Source organism: Cohnella cholangitidis, assembly GCF_014107495.1.
In the GTDB taxonomy this organism is placed as follows: domain Bacteria; phylum Bacillota; class Bacilli; order Paenibacillales; family Paenibacillaceae; genus Cohnella; species Cohnella cholangitidis.
The window spans coordinates 3,396,142-3,420,138 of record NZ_CP041969.1; the positions used below are offsets into that span (position 1 = coordinate 3,396,142).

The following is a 23,997-nucleotide window of genomic DNA, read 5'->3' on the forward strand; positions in this document are numbered from 1 at the left end:
ACAGTCTTTAACAAGCTATAGATTCACGGCGAAGATCGCCGCGATTCCCGTTGCGATACCCAACGCGCCGCCTCTGGTCAGCTTCTCTTTGAAGACGAGCGCGGACGCTAACGTCAGCAGCACGATCATGCTGCCGTTTACGAACGGATACAGATAAGCTCCCGGCAGCCGGCCGGACAGATCGTTCATCAAGGCGTTTCCTGCTCCGGTCGATAACCCCACTCCGAGGATGAGCATAACGGAGCCGCGCGAGAACGGAATCCGGTCAACGGGCTCTTCCGTTTGCCGCGACGACCGACTAGCCCCGATCCAGCCGAGCAGGGAGAACGCCAGCGCGGCCGAGAAGCCCACCAGCGTAAGCTCCGCCGATTCGCGCCCCTCCAGCATCGACTGATGGGCTTTAGCGATCACGGGAATAAGTCCGTTCAGCAGAAAGGCGAGCAGGCAGTATACGAACCAGCGTTTTTCCGTCCGTCGGTTCGCGTTGCCTCGTTGCCTGCCGTATATCTGGATGAAGTAAAAAGAAAGCAAGAACAGGGCCAATCCCGCAAGCTTGGCCGGACTCGCGGCTTCCTGCCACAGCGTCATGCTGGCGACGACGGGGACCATCAGGCTTACGGAGAAATAAAACGACGAATACGATAGAGGGCCGGTATTCATGGCGCGCGTATAAAAGAACATGGTCGAAGTAAATACCGCCCCGTACAAGATTCCGAAAAGCCATGTCTCCGAGCTGATCGGAGTGGCTCCTTCGATCGCCCGCCATAGAAGCAGACCGGCGGCGATCAAGGAGCTATAAGCGGCGATAAGTCCGAACATCGCCCGGTTCGACCGCGGCTCGGGCAGCTTCTTCAGGCATAACGTCTGGATGACGAACATCAGGGCGGCGACAGCGGCTAACAGCACGGTTCCTCCCGGGTTAACGCTCTTCCGATGCCGATCGATCGAGCATCGGGAAGAGGGCTTTCATCTCGTCGTCGCTAGGACGACGTCCGTATCCGGCGATCTCGAAGGGCTCCGCGTACCGAATTCCTTCAGCGTTTTCCGCGCCGTACCACTTACCGAGAGCAGGCTTCATTTCCTTGGAAACGTTCATGAACTCGGCCCAATATTTCAACAGGAATGCCTTCTTATCTTCCCAGCTCTCGGGAACTTGATCGAGAAAACCGGCTTGCCACGGCGCGAACTCGTAAAATTGAGAAGCATGGGCATCGCACGCCAGAAGCTTCTTCTCCAATACCGGTTCGATATCAATGACGATGTCGGCAGAGTAACGGCTTTTCATCGAGTAATCCGGCATGAGCAGCACGACGGGGCCTCGGTTCAGGGCAGGGGCGTCCGGTACCGCATTCGGGGTTTTGGCGACGAAAGGAACCGCATCGCTGACGACTTTGCCGGCATACCTATTGTCGGAATGGGCGCCACCCTCGGGATGGAAGGTAATGACCACGTCGGCTCCCCAATTGCGAATTTGCCGGACGACCTCGTTGCGTACCGCAATCGTCGGCAGAAGCTCTCCGTCGGGCGTATCGAGCACCTCGTACTCGTCGATTCCTAGCTTGCGCGCCGCCTCGGCCGCTTCATTCCTTCTTCGTTCGACGAGCTCCATGCCATTAATCTCGTAATGCCCGCAGCAGCCGTTGGTCAGCGATAGAAATTTAACTCTATGCCCCAACTCCGCGAACAAGGCCGCGGTCCCTCCGGCGTAGATGTCCGGTTCGTCGGGATGGGCGCCGATAACGATGACCCGTACTTCTTTATTCATGTTACATCCCTCCATAAGCTCTAAAATGATCTATCCATCCAAACCCAGGTCTTTCAAAATTTGTTGTAGATGCTTGCGCGAACTGTCCAGTCGTTCGTCCATTTCGTCCCAATAGCTGATCGCCTCGTACTCGTCCGGCTTCATCCACTCTCCCGAAGCCATCCGCTGCTCGCAAAGCGCGGCAAGCCTCACCAGCTCCGCTACTTCCGCCATGCTGAGATCGGGGTGGACGTTCCTCCATTGCTCCACGTAAATATCGACATGCATGAGGCCTTTGTGGTCTTCGACCTGCACGTGCAAATTCGGGTTTACTTTCCCGATTTCCGCGAAGATCGCCTTATAATCGACGATGCCTTGCCCGGAAGCTTTCAATTGACGTACGAGACCGTTCCCGGAGAAATAGAGAATGCCGTCTTTCGCATGCATCTGGTGGATATAAGGAGCGGCCCGCTTGGCGACCGCAACGGGATCCTCGGCCCGGGACAGCACGTTCGCCGTATCGAAGGCCACGCCGAGTACGTCGTCGCCGATCTCTTCGATCATTCGCAGCACCTCGTAGGAGGTGATTTCTTCATGGGTTTCGAGATTGATGCGGGAGCCCGTCTCCCTAAGAACCGGAGCAAGCCGTTGCAAGAACCGGGTCGTTGCCTGTAATTGTTCCTCCCAAGTCACGTCCGTCCGGAATCGATCGTTCACGAAATACCCCTTATGTTCGCCTCTCCAACCAGCGGTAACGCCGATCAGTTCATGGGCGCCCATCTCCGCGGCGGCATAGATTTGCTTCTCCATGGCGAGCTTGTAATCCCCGCCGCCTAGCCGCCAGATTTCCGGCGATTCCGTCGTGTTGTAGGGATTCACTCTGCCGATTCCGAAATCCAGGAACATTCCGAGATCCTTGGCGCATGCGGCAGCCCCCCGCAAAGCGCCGACGTCCAGCTTCTTGGATACGTAGAAGGGGGATTTGTAATATACGCCCTCGTAACCGTCCGCCTTCGCCTTCTCGAGTACTTGTTCCACCGGCATATATTCGTCTTTCAAATAGCCGTGATGCAGCTCTATGCCTACTTTCATTGCGGTGAACCTCCTTGGTCTGTTCCGTTTCCGTTCCGTTATGAAAAACGCCGGGAGAGCCTTGTCTCGCGATGAAGCAAGGCTTTCCCGGCTTATTCCCTTGCTAATGATCTTTTATTGCTTCAACGTGTTGTTATAGATCTCAAGCAGCTTGGCAACGCCTTTGTCGTTGATTTCCTTTACGTAGCTGTCCCAATCCGTCTCTACGGAAGATTTGCCGTAGATGAATTGCTCCTGCGATCTCATGAAGAAGTCGTGCACGGTCGTGCTTCTCATCGTTTCTTCTTCCTTGTCGGCCGGCGTCAGCTTAGGCACCTTGGCGACGGAAGGGAACCAGTTCTTGGCATTGGCTTCCGCGGTCAAGGAGTCGACGAGCGGGTTGTTGAGCACTTTGGAGAACCAATCGTAAGTGAACACGGTCGTGAAGTTGTTATTGGACGCGCCGACGTTCCATAATGCTTTTTGAATCATGCCGCTGCTCTTCACGGCGTCGGTAAAGTCGCGTTTGCCGTCTTTCTCGACGAACGTTTCGTCTTGGATGCCCCAAGTTCCGAGGTTGATCGCTTCATCGCTATATAACCAGTTCACGTATTCGAGCAGTTTGTCGAAGTTAGGCTTCTGAGCCGCGGTCGCCGGAATGACGTACGCGAAGTTGATGCGTTGAGCCGACGGACCTTTGACGCCTCCCGGTCCGGCAATCGGAGGGAGCGGGGCAAGCTCGAAGTCCGGCGATACGTTTTTCTTGCCGTCCGCGTTAATCTGGCCGAGCTCGCTGATCCAAGTGTAGGTAAATACGCTTTGGCCGGTAGCCATCTTCTGCTTCCATTGGTCCGTGCTGGACGTGAAGATTTCGGGATCGGCTAATTTTTCTTTCATCAGACGGTTCAAGAACGCAACGTATTGCCTGTAGTTGTCGCTCGTGTAAGCATATTCGAATTGTTGTTTTTCCGAGTTGAAAATGAATCCGTTATAAGCCGGCCCGATGCCCCACGCGGCTCCCGACAGGTTGATGAGTCCGAACGCGCCGTTCAGGTTCGCCATCGGATAGCTCTTCGGATCGGCTTCTTTCAACTTCTTCAATACGTTGTATAGCTCGTCCATCGTCGTCGGCGCTTGCAGGTTATGCTTTTTGAGCAGATCGACGCGGATGACGGGGGCGGTGTTGTACATCGCCGATTCGAACATGAACGGCAGACCGTACAGTTTGCCGTCCTTCAACGTCCAGTTGTCGATTTCCTCGGAAATATTGTATTGTTCGAGTTTTTTCTTCAAGTTCGGCAGTTTGTCCATATAATCGCTAATCGGCAAGAATACTCCCGTTTGAGCGAATTCCATATAGACGGGATGCTCGACGTAGCTGACGAGATCAGGCGCGGAACCGGAGCTTAGCACGATCTTGAGCTTGTTCTGGTAGTCGGCGTCCGGAGTAGGCTGAATGTCCAGCTTGACGTTAGCCAGCTGCTGGAACTTCTCAAGCACGGGCCACGCCGCGTTGAAAGGGTAGGATGGGTTATCGTCATACATCATGGAGATCGAAATCGGCTCGTTTCCGCCGTTCCCCGCGGATGCCGCCCCGCCGGATTCCTTCGCGTTCGAGCCCGAATCGGAACCCGAGCATGCCGACAAAATCATGGACATGGCCAGCGTTAATGCGAGTCCTCCGGCAAGCCGCTTGTTTTTCTTCGTGCCTTGTACCTCATTCATAGTGCAATTGCCTCCCTTGTGTTGGTATAAATCTATCATAAAAGCTGTTCAAGCTGGGCCTGCGCGAGTAACGGAATCAGCCCTTTACGGAACCGAGCATGACTCCCTTGGCAAAATACTTCTGGGTGAACGGGAAGACGAGCATGATCGGCAACGTGGTCGACATAATCGCCGCCGCTTTGAGCGATGCCGTAGAAACGTTGTTTCCCGTCTCGATTACTTGTCCGGCGTTCCCTGCCAGATCGGATCCTGCAATGATATTGCGCACGATCATCATGACCGGATGTTTGTCCGTGCTGTTCAAATAGATCATGGAGTTAAACCAGTTGTTCCAGTAGTACACGATCAGGAACAATGTAATGGCCGCCAGGATCGGCTTCGACAGCGGAAGGATGATCTGCACGAGAATGCGAAACGGATTCAAGCCGTCCAGCATGGCGGATTCCTCGATTTCTTCCGGAATTCCTTGGAAGTAGGTCATCATAAGAAGCAAATAATAAGGCGTTATGCTGAAAGGGAGGACGATGGCCCAGATACTGTCGACGAGACCCAAGCTTTTGACGAGCATGTAAGTCGGGATGAGTCCTCCGCTGAAGAACATCGTGAACATAATGAACAGAATGAGCAGCTTGCGCCCCTTCAACGCTCTCTTGGACAGCGGATAAGCGCAGATCGTTAGCATGAACAAGCCGATCGCGGTTCCTAGAGCCGTCTGTAGAATGGAATTCTTAAAGCCGGCAAGGATGCTCGGATGCTGGAATACCCGGACGTACGAATCTAAGTTGAAGCCTTGAGGCCATAACCCGACCTTGCCTCCCACGACCGCGCTCGAATCGCTTAGCGATACCGAGAGCAGATGCAAGAAGGGGACGAGTATGGACGCCATAAGAAGGAGCATGACGGCGGAATTGGCGGCCATGAACCATTTGAAGCCGGTCGAACGGCGGTAGAGCATGTTAGTCCTCCTTTTTGAGGTTGTTCAAAAAGTCCTTTTTTGATCACCTAGTACAATGAGAAGCCGGATATTTTCCTCGAAATATAGTTGCCCGCCGATACGAGCATGAGCCCGATCAGTCCGCCGAACAGGCCGACGGCCGTCGCATAGCTGTAATTGTTGTTCTGCAAGCCCATGCGGAATACGAACGTATCGATAATGTCGCTGGTCGTGGAGTTGCTAGGCGTATAGAGCAGTAACACTTTCTCGAAACCAAGCGCGAGCATGGAGCCGAGCGAGATGATGAGCACGACCGATATCGTAGGCAGAATTTGCGGTATGGTGACGCTGAACGTCTGCCTCCATCTACCCGCGCCGTCCATTTCCGCCGCTTCGTACAACTGCGTATCTACCGATGCGAGAGCCGCCGTGTAGATGATGGCGTTCCAGCCCATGAACTGCCAGATGTCCGACGAAATGTAGATCGTGCGAAACCAGCCCGGTTCGTTCACGAAGAAGATCGGTTCGATGCCGAACTGTCCGAGAAAGGAATTGACGATCCCGGTAGTCGGAGACAGAATTTCCTTCAGTATTCCGACGACGACGACAACCGCGACGAAGTTAGGAAAGTAAGAGACCGTCTGGATGATCGTCTTGATCTTCTTATTGAGGACTTCGTTCAGCAGCAGGGCGAACAGAATGGGAAGCGTGAACGTGATCGCCAGGTTAAGAACGCTGAGCAAGATCGTATTCTGGAAAGCCGCCCAGAAGGTCGGGTCGTGCCAGAACATTTTGAAGTACCGAAGCCCAACCCATTCTTCCCCGTACATCGAACCGCCGGGTACGTATTTTCTAAAGGCGAGCACGTTGCCCACGATCGGCCCGTATCTGAAAATAAGGAAATAAGCAATCGGCAACACGAGCATGAGATAGTAGTGATTGTAGCGTTTGAAGTAGGGACTCACCCGCATAACCAACCTCCTTCGTTTTTGTCTTCCCTTATCCAAACACATCCGAAAGCGGCTTCCTACGGCCAATGTCGTCCGGATGTCACACGATTCTACTTCCCCGAAGTCACGAAAACGGACAATGTAACACTTTTAAACCAATCTGCACGTAGGGAGGACGGGGTTATTGACGGCGCGCGGCGTACATAATACCCTTTGTTTCTAGGCTCTTTAATTGAAAGGGGGAAATGCGGATGGGCCGACTGGCGATAAGATGGAGAGTGGGCTTCCGGAGCATTTTCTTCAGGTTCATTATTTTGTTCGTCTCGATTTCCGTGCTGATCCAAATCATTAATTTCGTGACCTATAACGTCTATTTGCAATACGTGCAGGAACGCATAGAGAAAAATTACGATAGCTCCCTTGCCAACGTGGCTTCGTCCCTGAACCATCTGTTCGAAGGAATCTATCAATCCAATTTCCTGCTGTCGCTCGATCCGAGCGTTCTTAGCGTCTTCTCCGGGGAAGGCGACGAGAAGGGTACCTCCAAATACGCGGACATCAGCCAAACCGTTCGTTCCTTGGCCCGGATCAAATACATCGATTCCTCCATCGACAGCGCGTATATTTACAAACGCAAAGACGACTTGATCATTAGCAACGAAGGTACGTACTCTGCTTCGTACTTCTATGACAAGGTGTACCGTTTCGAGGAATATCCCGCGGGTTTCTGGAAATCGCACAGCTCGGGTTACAAGCTGTTCTCTATATTGCCGCCATCGCAGATTAGCGGGTCGGAGCGGAATGAAGGCAAGGTCATTATCCCGATCGTTCAGTCGAAGATCGCCGAATACTGGTCCAACAATCTGTACGTCATCAATCTGAACGCCAAGTACATCGTCCGATTGCTGCAGGATTACAAGCTTACGCCGGGCAGCGTGCTGTTCATTGCCGACAAGAACGGGACGGTGCTCGCTTCTTCGGAGCCGGATTTCGTCGGCGATCCGGAGCTGCGGACGTTCATGGGCGGAATTCTCGAACAATCGGACGACAAGGCGCAGGCAGTCTATAAAAAACAAAAAATGAGGGTCGTCACCCTCAATACGAATTTCTTCTATAACGATGTCGTCATGGTCGCCGCGGTACCGGAGAACGATATCCGCAGCAGCTTAAGCAACATGGAGAAGTTAAGATGGGTTTCGGCGATCTTCACGCTGCTGCTCAGCTTGATTCTGTCCGTCGCCTTCAGCAAAAACTTGTACGCGCCGATTAAATCTCTCGTCGATCGCTTGAGCGGACCTCAGACGAAGGGCAAACGCGCCGTGAACGAGTTCGAGTATTTGAACGACGAGATCGGGCGAATCATGACCAACGTTCAGTCGCTTAACCAGCAGCTTTCCTACGCGCTTCCGCTCGCCAACGAGCAGTTTTTGGTGAAGATGCTGAAGTACAATTACTTATACGACGACGTAAGCGTCGATTACCAGAAAAACAGCAGCTTCTCGTTCGAGAACGGCTATTTCATGATCGCCTTGTTCCAATTCAACTTCCGGAAGCCGTTCTATGATTCGTTCAACGAGTCGTTCCAGAACGATTCTTCGCGAATGCTGATGAAATTGCTGAAATCGTTGCTTCCCATGGACTACCCATGTTATTTGCTGGAGATGGATTCGCATTTGTTCTGTCTGCTGGCCGACGTTCCCGAGGGGACGGACCAGGCGCTATACGAGCGGTATTGCGAAGATATCGTGGAACTGTTCCGTAAGGACGAGGACTTCCTGAGGGTACATGCGGGCATCGGTTCCGTGCGCAAAGGCTATAAGGGCATGCGTCAATCGTACATCGAAGCGATGAAGGCGCTCTGGCGCATCTCGCCGTTCGACGGCAAGCGGGTCTATACGTTCACGGACGCCGATCGCGACCAGGACGTGGCGCGTTATTTGCTCAGCAAAGAGGACGAGAACCGTCTGTTCAACCTTCTGCTGTCCGGCAAAAAAGAACAATTGCGCGGTCTGCTGAAACAGATCATCGATCATAACGTTTCCGCCGGAATGACGGCTCCGCTGCTGCGAGAGTTGTACATGCGGTTCTATATGATCGGCCTGCAGGTTCTGAAGCAGCGGGATAAAGAGCTGGACGAAGAGGTCGGCAAATCGTATACGGGCTTTATTCTGTCCAACGATTCCCCTTCCGTCGACGAGATCACGGAGTCTATTTTCTCCTATTTCGAGAACGTCGCGAACGTTTGCGGCGAGGCGAACGACAAATTCGACGTCGGCTCCTTCAAGGCGTATATCGATCAACACTTCCACGAGGATATTCATCTGGAGCTGTTAGCCCAGAAGTATAATACCTCTTCGCAGTACATGTCCCGGTTGCTGAAGAGAGAGCTGGGAGTAGGGTTTCAGGAATATTTGCTGGATCTCAGAATCCGCAAAGCCAAGGAACTGCTCGCGCAGTCGGATCGCAAAATCGGCGACATCTGGGAAGCCGTCGGCTTCAACAACCGGAATACGTTTATTCGGGCGTTCAAGGGAAAAGAGGGGATTACGCCCAGCGAGTATCGGAGCAATATGAGCAAGAAATAAATGTACTTATCCATTTGATTTCAGCTATACTACCGCTCGCACTCCGCCCGAAGCCGGTTAATGTATCGCGACACGCCGCGGTCGTCCTCGTGCGGATAATCGTAACCGAGCTGTTCGGCGACGGCGACCCCGACCGTTCGGGTCAGCTCGCCTGTTGCGATAAGCGCGTCCCATATGTGCTCAAGATCGCTGTCCGCGTACGTTCGAACATAGGCGGACCATAGTTCCTCCGGCAAAAAGCGCTCAAGCCACCTGCCCGCTTTGCCCGTGTTCGCCGACCAACCGCTATTCATTCCCACGTACCACGTCAGCAGCTTGATCAGCGCATCTCTAACGACGACGTCGAGCATGAACTTGGCATAAGGCAGCTCTTTTCTCCATAATCCCTTGGCGACGTTCGTGGAACACCACCAGATTTCGTTAACGGCTTGATCGTATTGCCGACGGTCGGGTTTGCTTGTTACGTAAGATGCGTCGCTTGGAGGTTCGACGTTGCCCATCCGGTTATCCTTGTCCAACAGAACTTTCGTCAAGCTGTCCGCGGGCTCAACGATATGCTCTACTTTGCGGAACGAGAGATCGATGCGGATCCCGTCGTTGAATTGCATCAAGAAAATATCCCACGGTTCATCGTCTTCCTCGATTCGGTTATGCTGCATGATCATTAACTCGCCGAAGCGGGCGATCCATCGTTGATCCTGCGCGTAAGGGGCGATATCCGTCACGCCGTAGATGACGTCGTAGTCGCAGAGAGCATCCTGCGTAACGTTCGGATTGACGCGGGAGCCGTTTAGGAGAACGACTTTGATTCGCGGGTCTTGCTCGGCGAACGCGAGCAGCTGGCCGAAAACTTCGGCTTCGTTTCTCATCCCGTCACCTGATTCCTATATTAGTTAGTTGCCAATAGTTTACCGACTTTCTGTACCGATTTCCAATTCTCCTTCCGATATAACTAATAGAGATAGAGGGAGTGTGAGAGAATGCTTGGAACCGAACTGGAAAGAGTGAACGGGGAGTCGTTGAACCTTCTCGCCGGAGAAACGATTTTCCGCGAAGGCGATACCGGAAGACAAATGTTTGTCCTTCTAGAGGGTACCGTAGAGGTGTACGTACAGTCGGATGGCGCGCGGATCCCGGTAGCTAAGTTTTCTCCGGGAGATTTTTTCGGCGAGATGTCTTTGCTGGAGGGGCTGCCGCGCAGCGGAACGGCGGTCGCTCGGAGGGCAGTCGGCTTATCGCGTTGGATGAAACGGCTTTTCGCAAGCTGGCGGCCGAGGACAGCTCGTTCTCGTGGCGGATCATGAAAGCTTTGTCGCATCGTATTCGCAATCATAACAGGGAGCTTACGCAGCGCATCGGGAACGACCTTCAAGAGGTATCGGCGCAGTTGGACGATAACGCACGAGGCATACACCGGGGGATCGAAAACATTGCCGCGTCCGCCGGAGAGATCGAATTGAACGAGAAGCGGCTTGCCGAGCAGATCAAAGACGTGCAGCAGCTATCCGGGCAGATCGTGTCCACGCTGAGCTTCCTTCAGCAGGTCGCGCGGCAAACGCAGATTCTCGGCTTGAATGCCGGAATCGAGGCGTCGAGAAGCGGTGAATTCGGTCGCGGGTTCCTCATTATTGCTGAAGAAATACGCAAGCTGTCCGTTCAATCCAAAGAGAACGCGGAGAAAATCGCCGCGCTCACGGAACGGATCGGAGCCAAGATGAGCAGCGTCGCGGAAGCTTCGGAGGACAGCGCCCGCCGAAGCAACGAACAGGCGTCGGCGACCAGGCAGATGGTCGTGTCTACGCAGGAAGTCACGCAACTCGCGCAACGGCTCGGCGAACTATCGGAATCTTTGAAAGCCTGACCCCGGAGGGTCAGGCTTTTTTTGCCTTATTTCATGATCATGACCGGGATGTGCGAATGAAGAATGACGTTATGGCTGACGCTGCCGACCATAAATTCCTTGAACGAGCTTAGGCCTCTGCTGCCCATGACGATCAAATCGCAATCGCTGTTTTCGGCATAATCGATAATAGCTTGGGCCGGCGAACCGGCGAGAATGACTACGTCCGAATTCGGCAGTTCGCCCGTGATCGCCCGTACTTTGTCGATGACCGCGTCGCCTTGCGCCTTTACCTGTTCTTGATAGCTATCGGGCTGGGCGAACGTCATGTCGGCGACGAACACCGGCTGCAGATTAATGACATGCGCTACGGTCAGCTGCGCGGACGGGTCTTTTTTGACGATTTGAATGGCTTTATCCAAAGCCTTGGCGGAAGGTTCGGAGCCATCGTACGGGACTAGAATGTGGGTGAAGATCATGATGAATTCCTCCATTTTATCGTTGTGCCGCGCGGGAAGACCCTATTTGCTCGGCATCGCTTGGTTAGTTTCCCTCTTTTTACAGAAATTCACTCATGGCGTAACCTTTCGGACAGGAAAAACGATATAGTTAGAGTGAGGTTGCGAACATTTCATAGGAGGGCGATAGGTGCTTATGGTACAACTTAAACAAAATCAACCGCGAATTAAACACGATATTCCCGTTACGGGGCAAGAAAGGGTGCTGCAAGCGCTAACGCTCATTGCTTTTTTGTGGGGGATCGGTTATTTGATTGCGCAATGGTCCGATCTGCCCGCCACGGTTCCCGCCCATTATAACGGCAAAGGAGAAATCGACCGCTGGGGCAGCAAGTGGGAGCTGGCGATCCTGCCGGGGATCGGATTGATTTTATATGTCGGGTTAACGATTCTCTCCCGCTTTCCCCATCTGTATAACTATCCGGTTACGATCACCGAGGAGAACGCGGTTAGGCAATATTTACTGGCGAGAAAAATGATCGGTTGGACAAACCTCGAAATTCTCGTTTTATTCAGCTATATCGAATGGACTTCCATCCAATCGGCCCTCGGCAAGGGCGACGGAATGTCGATGTGGTCGATTCCGATATTGCTGATCGCGATCTTCGGCACGATGGCGATCTATTTCGTCCGCGCGTTCAGATCGAAATAATCGCGGAGGCTTTTTGTGATATGATACGGAGTGTTATTGCATTCCTAAGACAAAGTAGGTTGATGTTCCATGCATTTGCTATCCGTTGAAAATATATCGAAAAGCTACAGCGACAAAATACTGTTCGAGGACGTCACCTTCGGTATCGAAACGGGGGATAAAGTCGGGATCATCGGCGTTAACGGGACGGGCAAATCGACGTTCCTCAAAGTGATCGCCGGATTGGAGCCCGCCGATTCGGGCAAAGTGTCGATCGGCCGATCGGTCGTCCTTCGAATGCTCGCGCAGGATCCCGTGTTCGCTCCCGAGGAGACGGCTCTTGAGCATGTGCTGGGTGGAAATTCTCCGCAATTGGCCGCCGTTCGCGACTATGCCGAGGTGATGGAGGCGTTAGCTCTGAATCCGGACGATGCCCGGTTGCAGGAACGTTTGATTGCCGCCAACGCTCGAATGGACGAACTAGGCGCATGGCAGCTCGAGAGCGAGGCGAAAACCGCGCTGACGAAGCTGGGCATCTTAAATTATAACGACAAAGTATCTACGTTCTCCGGCGGGCAGCGCAAAAGGGTGGCGATGGCGGCGGCGCTGCTTCAACCATCCGACGTGCTTATCCTCGACGAGCCGACGAACCACATCGACAACGACTCGGTCGCTTGGCTCGAAGGCATGCTGCAGAAACGCAGGGGCGCGCTGCTTATGATTACGCACGATCGTTACTTTTTGGATCGGGTCAGCAATCGCGTCATCGAACTGGATCAAGGCAGGGCTTTCTTCTATGAAGCGAATTACAGCCGGTTTCTGGAGCTGAAGCTGGAGAGGGAAGAGCGGGAGGCCGCATCGGAGGCGAAACGCCAGAATTTGCTGCGCAACGAGCTGGCTTGGATACGCCGGGGAGCGCAAGCGCGTTCCACGAAGCAGAAGGCGCGGATCGACCGCTTCGAAGCGCTGAAGAATCAGGGACCGAAGGCGGCCGCGGGCAAAATGGACGTGTCCATCGCGTCTTCGAGGCTCGGCAAGAAAATCATCGAGATCGAGCATCTAGTTAAGCGGTTCGGAGATCGGACGCTGATTAACGATCTGAGCTATATCGCGGTGCCCGAAGATAGAGTCGGCATCGTGGGGCGCAACGGAAGCGGGAAGTCGACGCTGCTGAAGCTGATCGCCGGCAAGCTTGAGCCCGACGGTGGGCGCGTGGAGCTCGGTCCGACGGTGAAGCTCGGCTGGTTCAGCCAAGAGCACGAAGAGATGGACGAATCGCTTAGGGTCATGGAGTATATCCGCGAAGGGGCCGACCAGGTCAAGACATCGGACGGTTCCACGATATCCGCGGGGCAGATGCTTGAGCGGTTCCTATTCGCGCCTGCGATGCAGTGGACCGTCATCTCCAAGCTGTCCGGAGGAGAAAAGCGCCGGTTGCAGCTGCTGCGCGTGTTGATGAACGCGCCTAACGTGCTGTTGTTGGACGAGCCGACCAACGACTTGGATATCGCCACGCTGACGGTGCTGGAAGATTACTTGGACGATTTTCCGGGCGTCGTCATCACGGTGTCTCACGATCGTTATTTCCTCGACCGGACCGCGGAACGCATTCTTGCCTTCGAGGGAGAAGGAGTCGTCACGCACCATGTCGGCAACTACTCGGAATATCAAGCGTTCGCCGAGCGGCAGGAAGCGTTGAAGCAAGCGGATTCTGCTCCGGCTAAGTCTGCGTCCGCGCCTGTTAAATCCGAGGGCAAGGACCGTCCCATCGTTAAGATGTCTTACAAGGATCAGAAGGATTTCGAGCAAATCGACGGTTGGATCGAGGAAGCGGAAGAAGAAATCGCCGCCGTCGCAAGACAGATGGAAGAAGCGAGCAGCGACTCGGTGCGGTTGCAGCAGTTGGCGGAAGAACAGCAACGGCTCGGCGAGAAGTTGGACGGCCTGCTGGAGCGCTGGACGGAGCTTAACGAGCTTGCCGAGCTGATCGCGGCCAATAAGAGCGGAAAGTAATACGTGTGCATACGCGAAAACAGGCGTGAATCCTTCCTTGGGGAGGGATTCACGCCTGTTTTTGAGTTGCCAGACTCGATTCGATCCGCGGTTGGCGGAATAGCATTATGGCATCGCTCTATTGTGTGCCCGATGACACTGATTCCGAGCAATAGCGTTATGGCGTAACGTTATCATTCTCATGAGCAATGAGTATCGGCATAGGGAAGATCACGGAATGGAGTTACGGCTTCACGCTTCCGGGTAGGAGAAAGCCACCTCATGCACGCTTAGCTTGGCGCCAAGCATGATACCCGAGCCGGGCGGTTTCGCCGCCGGTTGCTCGCCATGGCCCGGTTGCTCTCCGGGTGCGGATCCTTCGGGAGATTTAGGGCGCGAGTGGGCATGCGCTTGCTTGAACGCGTCGCTGTTCACCCAGCCCTCGAACGATTCCCGGTTCTCCCAAGTGGTGCATACTTTGAGCTCGTCGTGCTCTTCGCCTGCTTCGGTTAACAGCTCCATGCGGATGAAACCGGGCGCATGCTGCACGCCCTTCGGATTTTTAAACCTCTCGGCGACTTCGCCTACGTGGCCGGATTTGATTTTTATCGTATTAATGGCAACGATCATCCTTCTATCCCCTTTCGATTGTGGGTGCACCTTCCCAGTGTATCAAACTTGAGGCGCAATCAAAAATCGATTAGGAGTCCACGTCAATCCTCCAACAGGATGCCTACGCCCAGCCTCTCGGCTTCCCTCCAATAATAGGCGGAAAGGGTCATATCGAAAGCCGCCATTCCCATCGGATTGAAGAAAATAGGCTCTTGGGGAGCCCATTCCCGCAGCGCTCCCCGATAAACGACATCTTGCAACGTTACGGTATCTTGCTCGGTTAACCCGTTCATCAGATGAAGCTGCTCGATGTCGGTATTTTCTCGGCACACTTCCTGCCAGTTATCGACGACGACGGCTTTGACGGAGCTTACGCTATTCGGCGTGTACTCGCGCAAGGAAATATTCAGGAGCAGAGAGCCGGGAAGGGGAGGTTCGTCGATATAGCGCCGGGTTGACGAGGTGCAGGTGAGGACGATATCGCTCTGCCGATAAGCTTCCTGCCAACTAGAGGCGATATACGCCTTCGGAAGAAGATCAGGACCTAGCGTTTCAGGGTCGACGCCTCTCAGATCGTGCAGGCTGACTCTTTCAACTCTATCGCCGAACATAGCCATGACCATTTCCAAATGCCTTTGCCCGATCGGTCCCCAGCCGATCACGCCGATCCTGTAGCCGCGCCTGCGTTCCAAGGCGAAATAATGGCGCAGCATGACCGCGCTAACCGCCGCCGTTCGAAGTTGGCTGAGCAAACCGCCGTTAATAATCGCAACGGGAACGCCATCCGCCGGGTCGTTAAGAATAATCGTGCTGTGCGCCCGGGGTTTGCCTTGCGCCACGTTGTCCGGAAAGCCGGCAATCCACTTGATGCCGCTGATCTCCGCCTCTCCTCCGACGAACGAGGGCATGGCGATGATCCGATTGCCCGGATGCCGGAATCGCAAGTACGGCTTAAGCGGCTGAACGACTTCCGGGGTATCCATGAGCAGCAAGGTCGATTCGATCCGTTGAACAAGGGCAGGCCAATCAATGCCTATTCGCCTGATGTGCCTATCATTCAGATATCTCATTTGATCCTTCTTCCTCTAACAAGCATCGGTGACATGCCGTCGCACCCACTCTTCGTCGTACACCGTATCCAGATACCGGTCCCCGCGGTCGGGGAGAATGGCAGCGCACACCGATCCGGCGGGAATGCCGTCGCTCATCGCTCTAACGGCCGCGATGACGCCTCCTGAAGAAGCGCCCGCTACGATCGACTCCGTTCGGACGAGGTCGCGGCAGCCTTCGACGCATTCGCGTTCCGATACGTAGACGATCCGATCGATAAGTTCCTTGCGGCTAATGGGAGGGGAGATGGCCGCGCCGAGCCCCGGGAACTGCCGGGAGCTTTTCTCTCCGCCGAAAATAACGCTTCCGAGCGCATCCACGGCAATGATTTGCGTAGGATGCCGACCTTCCTTCAGACTTTCCGCGCAACCTCGAATCGTTCCGCAGGAGCTGACCCCGCAAAATAAATAATCGACTCGCGGCAGCAACTCGAGAATTTCCGGCATCGTCGTATGGTAGTGCGCCAGGTAATTGTTCGGATTGCCGTACTGGTTCGTCCAGTAACAGTTGCCGATCCGCTGCTGCAGCTGCTTAACGCGTTGGATTCGCGCGGGAAGGTAATCTCCGCTAATCGGATCGGGGTGTTCCACTCTCTCGATCTCTCCGTGCAGACAGCGAATCAGCTTCAGATGCGCGTCCGTCGTTCTCGGGTCTACGACGCAGATGAAGCGCAGACCTAAGTACAAGCAGATCTGCGCCAAGCTAACCGCCATATTGCCGGAGCTGGATTCGATAACCGTCGTATCTTGACGAATATGCCCCATTCGCACGGCTTCCCGCAAAATGAACAAGGCGGGGCGGTCTTTGGCGCTGCCCCCGGGATTCATAAGCTCCAGCTTGCCATATACCTGAAATGGCGCGTCCCGGAACAGCCGCCGCAGAGGGACGAGCGGAGTACGGCCAATCGTCCGGCACAAACCGTCAATCCTATCGATGTCCAAGGTCATCGGACGGGCAGCTCCCCTCAGTCGTAAAATACTTTTTTGTGCTTGGGCAAGTTGTTGTCGTACGCAATATCGGAAGGAATGACCCGCAGAGCTTCCAGAATTCCGCCCCGAATCATAATGCCGATCTCCGGAATCCGATCCAGCAGTTCGCGTTCTATTGTCGCGTAGAGCTGCGGATTCTTATCCTCGCTGTCGATCCTTACGGTCAGCTTGTTGGCGTGTACGTGGATTCGAACGGTCGCCTCGTTCATATGGCGATAGACGACGTCTTCGATGTCGTAGACGCTAATTTTCTCCCCGTGCTTAAGCTCCGGCCCGATTCGCCTGACGATCGCTTGAAAGCTCATGGTCCTACGCCCGTCTACGACGATCGGGCGCAAATCCCTCACGATGTCGTACGTCACATACCGCAATGCGGGGAAGAGATCCCGGGTAAGCGAGGATAACGCTAGAACGGTCTCGCCCTGTTGCAAAGGATCGGCATCCTGAAATAATTCCCGGACGGAAACGCCCTCCGCTTCGATTCCTTCCGCGAACAAATATCTGCCATGCTCATGCGAATAGTACGCTATCGTGCCGATCTCGATCGAGCCATACGTGTCCGTAATGTTCCGGGGGTCTATCCCGAGCCGTTCGGCGACGCTGCAACGCCAAGCAGGGGAGGCGATTTCGCCAACAAGGATCACGTGTCGGATACCCCAAGCAGCAGGATCGTCCGCGGATGCCGATAAGAGTCGGTCTAAAATGGATGGCATCGTATATAACACGTGGGGACGCAGCGTTCCGAGTCGAGCGAGATGCTCCTCGATCGGTTGTTGAAAGGCAATAGATTGGGCCTCAACTCCGATAGACCCGAAAATATCCACAGCCGTGCTGGCCGCATGGCCCGTGCCCATATCGGATAACGCCGTAGTCGCGCCGGAGGGCAAGAGAATGCATCTGAAAATCTCGGCTTTAATACGGAGATATCTTCGTTCGTCCTCTTCGGAGTAGTAGATGGTTTTGCGACGGAGAGAGCTTGTTCCCGAAGTTCGGTAACAGGTGACGTTGTCCCGAGGCTTGAAGGGCTGTTCCCGATAGTAGTGACGCTCCAGCAGCTCGGATGTCATGAGGGGGAGCTCGCTTAACGACCGGACGGTCGCGAGAGCTGCCGCGTGATCTTCCAACAGCTGCGCGTACCAGGGAAATACGTCTAGAGTCTGCTCTATTTTCAATCTCAGAAGATCACTATCCATCTCGTTTCCTCCGCATCGGAAGCCATAGTTATTCATTTATATGTCGGGAATGAACGCAGGTTCTTCTTTGCTCCTAGACGGCAGCCCTTCCTTCCGACGCGGATTTCCATACAGTAATCTATGAAGCGCTGCCTATTCTGGACGAACGGAGCTGATGGCCCGGATGAATACGATAACCGCGGTATCTAGCAAATGGATCAAAACAAAGGTGCTGGCCGGCTCTTCCGTTCTTGCCGCGCATGTTCCCGAGACGATTCGTCTTACGCATAGCGCGCTGAATCAGTCGTTGAACCGATACGGTATGGTCTACGTGAAGCCGGAAACCGGATCTTGCGGAATCGGAGTTATGCGGATTGAACTGTCGAAGAAGAAATGGATCGTACATTCGGGAGTCGATCGGATCCCTTTTTCCACGTATCAAGCGATGTTTCGGTGGCTGCGCGAGAACATGCACGGCGAAAAATATTTGGTACAGAGGGGGATCCGCGTACTGAGGCACGGGGGAAGGCCGACCGACTATCGGGTCATGATCCAGAAAGATACGAGAGCGGGGTGGAAGGTAACGGGCATGGTCGCACGGGTCGCCCACCCTCGCAAAGCCGTAACGAACGGAAGCCAAGGGGGCAGCATATTCGCCGCGGAATCCATGCTGCAACGGACAACGGGGACGAAGGCCGCAAGGCTGCTCAAGACGTTCAATCGCCTGGCGTACGCTACCGCGCGCCGCTTCGCGGAAGCCTATCCCGGAATGCAGGAACTTGGATTGGATATCGCCGTAGACGACAAGCATCGGACTTGGATTCTCGAGGTGAATACGAGACCCGATCCTTGTCCGTTCACGAAGCTGGAGGACCCGTCCATGCTTCGGAATATCGTGAAGGTTGCCCGAGGATACGGACGGACGTATCGATTGCGGTGCGACAAAGCCAAACGGGGTTAACGTTTTTCAACTCCGAGAAACCAGACTCGCGTTTCTTTCGTAATAGATAGGGTAAACTATTGAATGAGGGAGGAACGCTTAATGAACTGTCCGGTATGCGAAGGATCCCGTATGAGAGAAGTAGAGAAAAATGGCATTCTGATCGATATTTGCCCAACGTGCAAAGGAGTGTGGCTCGATCGGGGAGAATTGGACAAGCTGATGGAGGACGTTAAGGAAGTCCGTCAGGACTATAATGAATGGTACTATGGGGATTCGAAACATCAGGAAGCTCCAAGAGTCCCGCAAACGCCTCAACAAAATTATCAGCCGCAGCAACAGTATATACCGCCGCAGCAGCATTATCCTCAGCATGGTCAACATCACGGCCATTCTCAATATCCGAAGTATAAGAAAAAGAAGAGCATGATGGATGTTTTCGGCGACTTGTTCGGCGATTAATGACGCATCCGTCACAACAGCCCGGCCTTCGGCCGGGGCCGTTTCATGAGAGAGGCAGCCGGATTGCGGAGGCCTCTTTTTGTATGGCGAATCACCGTTTTTCATTGACAACGACATTGAGAACGATTATCATTCAATACAAGGAAATGAATTGAGAACGGTTTTCAACGGAGGATGAATGCGATAATGTCACGGTTAACCACCAATCAGTTATCCCTTGCATACGGCAGCCGGCAGATTGTGCAGGAGCTGAATTTAAGCGTGCCGGACGGTCTGATTACGGCGCTTGTAGGCGCGAACGGATCAGGCAAATCGACGATCCTGAAGTCCATGGCTAGGATTCTTGCCCCTGCTCAGGGGGGCGTTTATTTAGACGGCAAGCTCATTCATCGCCAACCGACGAAGGAAGTGGCCAAGCATCTCGCCATTCTGCCTCAGAATCCGACCTCTCCGGAAGGTTTGACGGTTCGCGAGCTCGTCTCGTTCGGAAGATACCCGCATCAGAAGGGTTTCGGAAATCTGTCCGCGGAAGACAACCGCATGATCGATTGGGCGTTGCAAGCGACGGGAATGACGGAGTTTAACGGCAGGCCCGTCGATCACTTGTCCGGCGGCCAACGGCAACGGGCATGGATCGCGATGGCACTGGCGCAAGGGACGGAAGTGTTGCTGCTCGACGAGCCGACGACGTTCTTGGACATGGCTCACCAGATGGAAGTCATGACGTTGCTCGAGAAGCTTAACAAGGAACAGAAACGTACGATCATTATGGTCGTGCACGATCTGAACCACGCGGCCAGATTTGCTCAGCATCTCGTGGCGTTGAAGGCCGGAACGGTTCTGTATGAAGGTCATCCGGAAGTCGTCATGACTCCCCGGATGCTGCGCGAAGTATTCAACATCGACGCGGACATCATACCGGATCCGCGTACGGGCGCGCCTCTATGTCTGCCTTACGGGCTGGCGGAGGATTCGGAGCCCGTCGCGAGCGATAAAACCGCCGGCGGCACCCCGGCTTCTGAGGAGTACCGCGAGGAAAGAGTCGAGGCCATGGCATAAGCGCCGGACGCTATTGGAACTAAGTCTGAATATAATGTGAAATCTTTACAATTCACGCCCTTCTCCAACATTGCTAAAATGTAGAAAACGGAGGAGGGTGTTTTTGTCATGGATAAACAGAAGCTGCAGCAGAAACTTGCGGCTGTCGTCGATAACGTAAGCTCCGTCGTAATCGGGAAAAACCAGGTGCTAGAGCATCTTCTCATCGCGCTGCTTTCTTCCGGACATCTCATTCTGGAGGATGTGCCGGGGACGGGGAAGACGCTTCTCGCTAAGTCGCTGGCCAGGTCTCTGGATTGTCAGATGCGGCGAATTCAATTTACCGCGGATTTGCTTCCTTCCGATGTGACGGGCATTAACTTCTACAACCAGCAGGCGAGCCGATTCGAACTGCGGCAAGGTCCCGTATTTACGAACCTATTGCTGGCGGATGAGCTTAACAGGGCGACGCCCCGCACGCAATCCAGCTTGCTGGAGTGCATGGAGGAGCGCCAAGTGACGATCGACGGCGTCACGTATCCGCTGGAATCTCCGTTCATGGTCATCGCAACCCAGAATCCGATCGACAATCACGGTACTTTTCCGCTTCCCGAAGCGCAATTGGACCGTTTCATGATGTGCGTCTCGATGGGGTATCCGACGGAGGAGGAGGAGCATGCGATATTGAAGCGTTTCACGGGCCATAATCCGTTGAACGCGCTTAAGACCGCAATCACCCAGCAAGAAATCATCGAGCTGCAAAGCCTCGTGCCGACGGTATTCGTTAGCGATGAGGTATACCGTTATGTGATCGCGATCGTATCGGTTACGCGCAATCATCCGGAAATTTCGTACGGGGTCAGCCCGAGGGGAAGCTTGCAGCTGCTGAAGGCGGCACAAGCGCGCGCCTTGCTGCAAGGCAGGGATTTCGTCCTTCCCGACGATGTGAAAACACTGGTCAAGCCGGTTTTCGCGCATCGGATTATTCTCAAAGATACTTATAGGGGCGAAGCCAATCGCGCGGACCAACTGCTGGAACGGTTGGTTGCCGGCATTCCCGTTCCGACCGAAGCCGCGTTGGAGTCGAGGTAGCTATGGCGGTTCTCGTCTGGGTCGTTCTCGTGATGGCCATCCTCTATATTTTGCAGCGATTTTATTACCACGCGTTCGGACTGAAATCCGTTTCGTACGTCCGCGCTTTCAGCTCGCCGCGGATTTTCGCCGGCCAGACGGTGTGGATGCACGAGACTTTGTCGAACCGCAAACGGCTGCCGCTTCCGTGGTTGCGCGTGGAGTCCCAGCTTCCGGCGCAACTCGTGTTCAAGCACCGCGAAGCGGATATGGCGATTAACCGGGGAGATCAGCTGCAGAACCATGCCAGCTTGTTCAGCGTTCCGTCTTATACGGAAATCGTGCGCAAACACGAAATCGTCTGTCCGCATAGGGGGAAGTACCGGATCGCCAGTTACACACTCTCGTTGGGAGACATCATAGGCGTAACTGGCAAGTCGTTTCAACAGCCGGCGGACTGCGAGATCGTCGTCTATCCTAGAGTTAAGGAACTACACGATTTTCCTCTGGACGCCAGAAAATATTTGCAAAGCGTGAGAAGCATGAACAGCCCGATCATGGAGGATCATTATTATGTTGCGGGCATCAGGCCGTACAGGCCGGGGGATTCCTTTCGGATGGTGAACTGGAACGCAACGGCCAAGTCCGGGGAGCTTCTCGTACATAAGCGCGAAAGCATGCAGGACAACGACCTGACGATTATCTTGAACTCGGAGCTGCACGATTCCGTCCACAACGTGCGCGTCACTCCGGAAACTTACGAGGAATCGCTAAGTTACGCGGCTTCCGCGGCGCATTATATCATTTCCGGCGGCGGGAAAATCGGATTTCTCTATAACGGAACCGTCGAAGGGCATCCGGGAATGGTGTTCCGCCTCCCGATCCGATCGGGAGCCATGCAAATGGAACGGCTGCTGGACGCGATGGCCGGCTTTCAACCTGCCACGACGCTAGGGCTGACCTATTTGCTGGAGCAATTGGTCGCGGAGCGAACGAGCGGCCTTAACTATATGCTTATCTCGGCTTTCGTCGACCGGAAGCAGGAGCAATTCGTCCGCGAGCTTCGCGGACAAGGCAATACGGTACAGCTTCTGCTTACGGGCAAGGGGGTGCAATGATGGACGATCCTGTACGCAAGTCCTCCGGGATTGGATCGATGGCATTGCGCATTTTCATAGAGTTCATGATCTGGCTTCCCGCGGTGTTGGCCTTAACGATTAGCTTGGGGGTCAGGGATAGGGTAGTCACGTTGGGAATCGTTCTGCTATTCATTGTCCTAGGGTTGCTGCTTTATCGGTTTCCCCCGTTATGGCGCAGGATAATCATGATCTTGGCTTTCCTAGCTCTAGTCGGAATAGGGATCGGTCGGTATACCAATCTTCTTCCGGTATTCGCTTGGCTCGGAATCGTTCTGTGGAGGGGAAGGTTCGTTAAGTTCGGGCATTGGCATTATGGCCTTGCGTTCTGCATCTGTTGCGCCGGTTTGATCATTAACTCGAACAACGGCGCCGGGGTCGGTTATCGGATCTTTGCTATCCTGTTAGCGGTCGTGTGGGTAGCGATCTGGTTTTACGCGCTTAATCGGCACTTAGTAGAAAATGCGGGCGTTCATAGCGGCATCGTAACGAAACCCGTCCGTACGGCGAGCCGCAAATATTTGCTCGTTTTCCTAGCCATAGGAGCGGTAGTCATCGCCCTTACCGCCGGCTACGGAGAACGATGGCTAACGCCGAAGCAAGCGAATATCGGGACACCGGTTAAACAGATCCAGGAGCCCCTTCTTCCGCCGATCGAGCCGATGGAGATTCCGGAGTGGATGGAGGATCTGGTCGAGGAGCAAGGCGAACCGTCGGTTATATGGGAGTACTTGTTCTGGGCGCTTATGGCAATCGGCGCTTGCGGAGTGATCTGGTTCCTACGGCTCGGCTGGAAGGACAGAAAATGGACTTGGCGGAGTTTAATGCGGAAAGTCCGTGAATGGTTCCTTCGGGAGAAACGGGAGGAGGAGCTTCCGTATGTCGAAGAACGGCGCAGCTTAAAGAAAGAGAAGCCCGGGCGGAGAGGGCTCAATGCCTGGTTTCGCAAGAACGAGCCTCGCAAGGCTTGGGAGCGACTGAGCAACTCCGAGAAGGTGCGGCATCTCTATGAAGAGGCGGTGCTGGCCGGAATTCGGGAAGGGTACGGATTCAAACCCAGCGATACGCCGACCGAGACGTTGGACGGGATCGAGCGATGGCATTCCGGAAGGAAAGCGCCGGTTTCCGGGGAGCAGGCAGCAGCCTACTGGAGCTGGCTGCTTAGCGTCCGTCGGTCGCTGGCGAACTTGTACGGCAAAGCCAAGTACAGCCCGCACGACATCGCGTCCCGGGAAGTCGGCGAGTTGCGGGAAGGCCGGCCCGGCAAGCAGAGACCCGAGGGTTGAGAGGCTGCAAATGAAATGTTTCCAATTCGGAGAGCGCCTTGGAAGCCGTTGTTTCGTTGCGTTAAGTGACGGGCAACGGCTTTTTTTCATGCCGCAATTCGGGCTATCGTAACGGGATGCAGCTACTAACGGAGGCATCTTCGGCATAGCGCCATTCTGGATTATCCGTTGAAAGACTGATAACCTAATAG

23 protein-coding genes are annotated in these 23,997 nt (G+C 54.3%); 11 read left to right on the forward strand and 12 right to left on the reverse strand.

The genetic code is table 11. The annotated features are described in order from the left end of the window. Positions 1-15 precede the first annotated feature (15 nt). The 6 genes from FPL14_RS15935 to FPL14_RS15960 all read right to left on the reverse strand — a co-directional run bounded on the left by FPL14_RS15935 (position 16) and on the right by FPL14_RS15960 (position 6,445). Positions 16-906 (reverse strand): hypothetical protein, encoded by an 891-nt coding sequence (locus FPL14_RS15935; RefSeq protein WP_182298536.1) that lies wholly within the window; start codon positions 904-906, stop codon positions 16-18. A 13-nt stretch (positions 907-919) separates the two neighbouring features. Continuing rightward, on the reverse strand, positions 920-1,765 hold the full coding sequence (locus tag FPL14_RS15940) for a PIG-L deacetylase family protein (protein ID WP_182298538.1): 846 nt from the start codon (positions 1,763-1,765) through the stop codon (positions 920-922). Positions 1,766-1,795: 30 nt separating this feature from the next. Continuing rightward, entirely contained in the window at positions 1,796-2,836 is a 1,041-nt protein-coding gene (locus tag FPL14_RS15945; RefSeq protein ID WP_182298540.1) for a sugar phosphate isomerase/epimerase family protein, read from the reverse strand. A 114-nt stretch (positions 2,837-2,950) separates the two neighbouring features. Continuing rightward, positions 2,951-4,540, reverse strand: coding sequence for an extracellular solute-binding protein (locus FPL14_RS15950; RefSeq protein WP_182298549.1), 1,590 nt, complete (start codon positions 4,538-4,540; stop codon positions 2,951-2,953). Positions 4,541-4,616: 76 nt separating this feature from the next. Next, positions 4,617-5,495 carry a carbohydrate ABC transporter permease gene (locus FPL14_RS15955; RefSeq protein WP_182298551.1) on the reverse strand — a complete coding sequence of 293 codons (879 nt, stop codon included), beginning with the start codon at positions 5,493-5,495 and terminating at the stop codon, positions 4,617-4,619. A gap of 47 nt (positions 5,496-5,542) precedes the next feature. After that, the gene (locus FPL14_RS15960; protein WP_182298553.1) at positions 5,543-6,445 is read right to left on the reverse strand and encodes an ABC transporter permease; all 903 of its coding nucleotides are present in this window, start codon (positions 6,443-6,445) and stop codon (positions 5,543-5,545) included. A gap of 230 nt (positions 6,446-6,675) precedes the next feature. Here FPL14_RS15960 and FPL14_RS15965 point away from each other — a divergent pair, with 230 nt between their 5' ends. After that, positions 6,676-9,009 carry a helix-turn-helix domain-containing protein gene (locus FPL14_RS15965; RefSeq protein WP_182298555.1) on the forward strand — a complete coding sequence of 778 codons (2,334 nt, stop codon included), beginning with the start codon at positions 6,676-6,678 and terminating at the stop codon, positions 9,007-9,009. Positions 9,010-9,038: 29 nt separating this feature from the next. Here the strand turns inward: FPL14_RS15965 and FPL14_RS15970 are convergent, their stop codons facing one another. After that, positions 9,039-9,878 carry an aminoglycoside 6-adenylyltransferase gene (locus FPL14_RS15970; protein ID WP_182298557.1) on the reverse strand — a complete coding sequence of 280 codons (840 nt, stop codon included), beginning with the start codon at positions 9,876-9,878 and terminating at the stop codon, positions 9,039-9,041. Positions 9,879-9,989: 111 nt separating this feature from the next. Between FPL14_RS15970 and FPL14_RS15975 the strand changes: the two genes are divergently transcribed. Beyond that, a complete protein-coding gene (locus FPL14_RS15975) occupies positions 9,990-10,313 on the forward strand; it encodes a cyclic nucleotide-binding domain-containing protein (RefSeq protein ID WP_182298559.1) in 324 nt (107 codons plus the stop codon). After that, a complete protein-coding gene (locus tag FPL14_RS15980) occupies positions 10,250-10,870 on the forward strand; it encodes a methyl-accepting chemotaxis protein (RefSeq protein WP_182298561.1) in 621 nt (206 codons plus the stop codon). Before FPL14_RS15975 ends, FPL14_RS15980 begins: the two co-directional genes overlap by 64 nt. A 26-nt stretch (positions 10,871-10,896) precedes the next feature. Here the strand turns inward: FPL14_RS15980 and FPL14_RS15985 are convergent, their stop codons facing one another. Beyond that, on the reverse strand, positions 10,897-11,328 hold the full coding sequence (locus FPL14_RS15985) for a universal stress protein (RefSeq protein ID WP_182298563.1): 432 nt from the start codon (positions 11,326-11,328) through the stop codon (positions 10,897-10,899). 175 nt (positions 11,329-11,503) lie between these two features. Between FPL14_RS15985 and FPL14_RS15990 the strand changes: the two genes are divergently transcribed. Together FPL14_RS15990 and FPL14_RS15995 are read left to right on the forward strand one after the other, a co-directional pair. Next, complete coding sequence (locus tag FPL14_RS15990) at positions 11,504-12,019, forward strand: DUF1648 domain-containing protein (protein ID WP_229263983.1); 516 nt, start codon at positions 11,504-11,506, stop codon at positions 12,017-12,019. Positions 12,020-12,088: 69 nt separating this feature from the next. Beyond that, positions 12,089-14,011, forward strand: a complete 1,923-nt coding sequence (locus tag FPL14_RS15995) for an ABC-F family ATP-binding cassette domain-containing protein (RefSeq protein ID WP_182298567.1) — start codon at positions 12,089-12,091, stop codon at positions 14,009-14,011. A gap of 231 nt (positions 14,012-14,242) precedes the next feature. Here FPL14_RS15995 and FPL14_RS16000 read toward each other — a convergent pair whose 3' ends face one another. The 4 genes from FPL14_RS16000 to FPL14_RS16015 form a co-directional block, all read right to left on the reverse strand. Then, complete coding sequence (locus FPL14_RS16000) at positions 14,243-14,620, reverse strand: antibiotic biosynthesis monooxygenase (RefSeq protein WP_182298569.1); 378 nt, start codon at positions 14,618-14,620, stop codon at positions 14,243-14,245. Positions 14,621-14,703: 83 nt separating this feature from the next. After that, positions 14,704-15,672, reverse strand: a complete 969-nt coding sequence (locus FPL14_RS16005; protein WP_182298571.1) for a 2,3-diaminopropionate biosynthesis protein SbnB — start codon at positions 15,670-15,672, stop codon at positions 14,704-14,706. 15 nt (positions 15,673-15,687) lie between these two features. Continuing rightward, positions 15,688-16,659, reverse strand: a complete 972-nt coding sequence (gene sbnA, locus FPL14_RS16010; protein WP_182298573.1) for a 2,3-diaminopropionate biosynthesis protein SbnA — start codon at positions 16,657-16,659, stop codon at positions 15,688-15,690. Positions 16,660-16,676: 17 nt separating this feature from the next. Further along, a complete protein-coding gene (locus FPL14_RS16015; RefSeq protein ID WP_182298575.1) occupies positions 16,677-17,894 on the reverse strand; it encodes a phenylacetate--CoA ligase family protein in 1,218 nt (405 codons plus the stop codon). Between the two features lie 163 nt (positions 17,895-18,057). On the opposite strand from FPL14_RS16015, the gene FPL14_RS16020 reads away from it, so the two are divergent. The 6 genes from FPL14_RS16020 (at position 18,058) to FPL14_RS16045 (ending at position 23,806) form a co-directional block, all read left to right on the forward strand. After that, positions 18,058-18,834 (forward strand): YheC/YheD family protein, encoded by a 777-nt coding sequence (locus FPL14_RS16020; protein WP_182298577.1) that lies wholly within the window; start codon positions 18,058-18,060, stop codon positions 18,832-18,834. Between the two features lie 81 nt (positions 18,835-18,915). Then, on the forward strand, positions 18,916-19,275 hold the full coding sequence (locus tag FPL14_RS16025; protein ID WP_182298579.1) for a TFIIB-type zinc ribbon-containing protein: 360 nt from the start codon (positions 18,916-18,918) through the stop codon (positions 19,273-19,275). 186 nt (positions 19,276-19,461) lie between these two features. Next, positions 19,462-20,334: an ABC transporter ATP-binding protein gene (locus tag FPL14_RS16030; protein ID WP_182298581.1), complete on the forward strand. Its 873-nt coding sequence runs from the start codon at positions 19,462-19,464 to the stop codon at positions 20,332-20,334. Between the two features lie 108 nt (positions 20,335-20,442). Beyond that, a complete protein-coding gene (locus FPL14_RS16035) occupies positions 20,443-21,405 on the forward strand; it encodes an AAA family ATPase (protein ID WP_182298583.1) in 963 nt (320 codons plus the stop codon). A 2-nt stretch (positions 21,406-21,407) separates the two neighbouring features. Beyond that, complete coding sequence (locus FPL14_RS16040) at positions 21,408-22,502, forward strand: DUF58 domain-containing protein (protein ID WP_182298585.1); 1,095 nt, start codon at positions 21,408-21,410, stop codon at positions 22,500-22,502. After that, a complete protein-coding gene (locus tag FPL14_RS16045; protein WP_182298587.1) occupies positions 22,499-23,806 on the forward strand; it encodes a hypothetical protein in 1,308 nt (435 codons plus the stop codon). Before FPL14_RS16040 ends, FPL14_RS16045 begins: the two co-directional genes overlap by 4 nt. Positions 23,807-23,997 lie beyond the last annotated feature (191 nt).

Excerpts from the sequence above, each read along its gene's own strand:
- FPL14_RS15940 (WP_182298538.1), bottom strand. The coding sequence starts at position 1,765 with ATGAATAAAGAAGTACGGGTCATCGTTATCGGCGCCCATCCCGACGAA.
- FPL14_RS15945 (WP_182298540.1), bottom strand. The coding sequence starts at position 2,836 with ATGAAAGTAGGCATAGAGCTGCATCACGGCTATTTGAAAGACGAATAT.
- FPL14_RS15950 (WP_182298549.1), bottom strand. The coding sequence starts at position 4,540 with ATGAATGAGGTACAAGGCACGAAGAAAAACAAGCGGCTTGCCGGAGGA.
- FPL14_RS15955 (WP_182298551.1), bottom strand. The coding sequence starts at position 5,495 with ATGCTCTACCGCCGTTCGACCGGCTTCAAATGGTTCATGGCCGCCAAT.
- FPL14_RS15960 (WP_182298553.1), bottom strand. The coding sequence starts at position 6,445 with ATGCGGGTGAGTCCCTACTTCAAACGCTACAATCACTACTATCTCATG.
- FPL14_RS15965 (WP_182298555.1), top strand. The coding sequence starts at position 6,676 with ATGGGCCGACTGGCGATAAGATGGAGAGTGGGCTTCCGGAGCATTTTC.
- FPL14_RS15970 (WP_182298557.1), bottom strand. The coding sequence starts at position 9,878 with ATGAGAAACGAAGCCGAAGTTTTCGGCCAGCTGCTCGCGTTCGCCGAG.
- FPL14_RS15975 (WP_182298559.1), top strand. The coding sequence starts at position 9,990 with ATGCTTGGAACCGAACTGGAAAGAGTGAACGGGGAGTCGTTGAACCTT.
- FPL14_RS15985 (WP_182298563.1), bottom strand. The coding sequence starts at position 11,328 with ATGATCTTCACCCACATTCTAGTCCCGTACGATGGCTCCGAACCTTCC.
- FPL14_RS15990 (WP_229263983.1), top strand. The coding sequence starts at position 11,504 with ATGGTACAACTTAAACAAAATCAACCGCGAATTAAACACGATATTCCC.
- FPL14_RS15995 (WP_182298567.1), top strand. The coding sequence starts at position 12,089 with ATGCATTTGCTATCCGTTGAAAATATATCGAAAAGCTACAGCGACAAA.
- FPL14_RS16000 (WP_182298569.1), bottom strand. The coding sequence starts at position 14,620 with ATGATCGTTGCCATTAATACGATAAAAATCAAATCCGGCCACGTAGGC.
- FPL14_RS16005 (WP_182298571.1), bottom strand. The coding sequence starts at position 15,672 with ATGAGATATCTGAATGATAGGCACATCAGGCGAATAGGCATTGATTGG.
- sbnA (WP_182298573.1), bottom strand. The coding sequence starts at position 16,659 with ATGACCTTGGACATCGATAGGATTGACGGTTTGTGCCGGACGATTGGC.
- FPL14_RS16015 (WP_182298575.1), bottom strand. The coding sequence starts at position 17,894 with ATGGATAGTGATCTTCTGAGATTGAAAATAGAGCAGACTCTAGACGTA.
- FPL14_RS16020 (WP_182298577.1), top strand. The coding sequence starts at position 18,058 with ATGAATACGATAACCGCGGTATCTAGCAAATGGATCAAAACAAAGGTG.
- FPL14_RS16025 (WP_182298579.1), top strand. The coding sequence starts at position 18,916 with ATGAACTGTCCGGTATGCGAAGGATCCCGTATGAGAGAAGTAGAGAAA.
- FPL14_RS16030 (WP_182298581.1), top strand. The coding sequence starts at position 19,462 with ATGTCACGGTTAACCACCAATCAGTTATCCCTTGCATACGGCAGCCGG.
- FPL14_RS16035 (WP_182298583.1), top strand. The coding sequence starts at position 20,443 with ATGGATAAACAGAAGCTGCAGCAGAAACTTGCGGCTGTCGTCGATAAC.
- FPL14_RS16040 (WP_182298585.1), top strand. The coding sequence starts at position 21,408 with ATGGCGGTTCTCGTCTGGGTCGTTCTCGTGATGGCCATCCTCTATATT.
- FPL14_RS16045 (WP_182298587.1), top strand. The coding sequence starts at position 22,499 with ATGATGGACGATCCTGTACGCAAGTCCTCCGGGATTGGATCGATGGCA.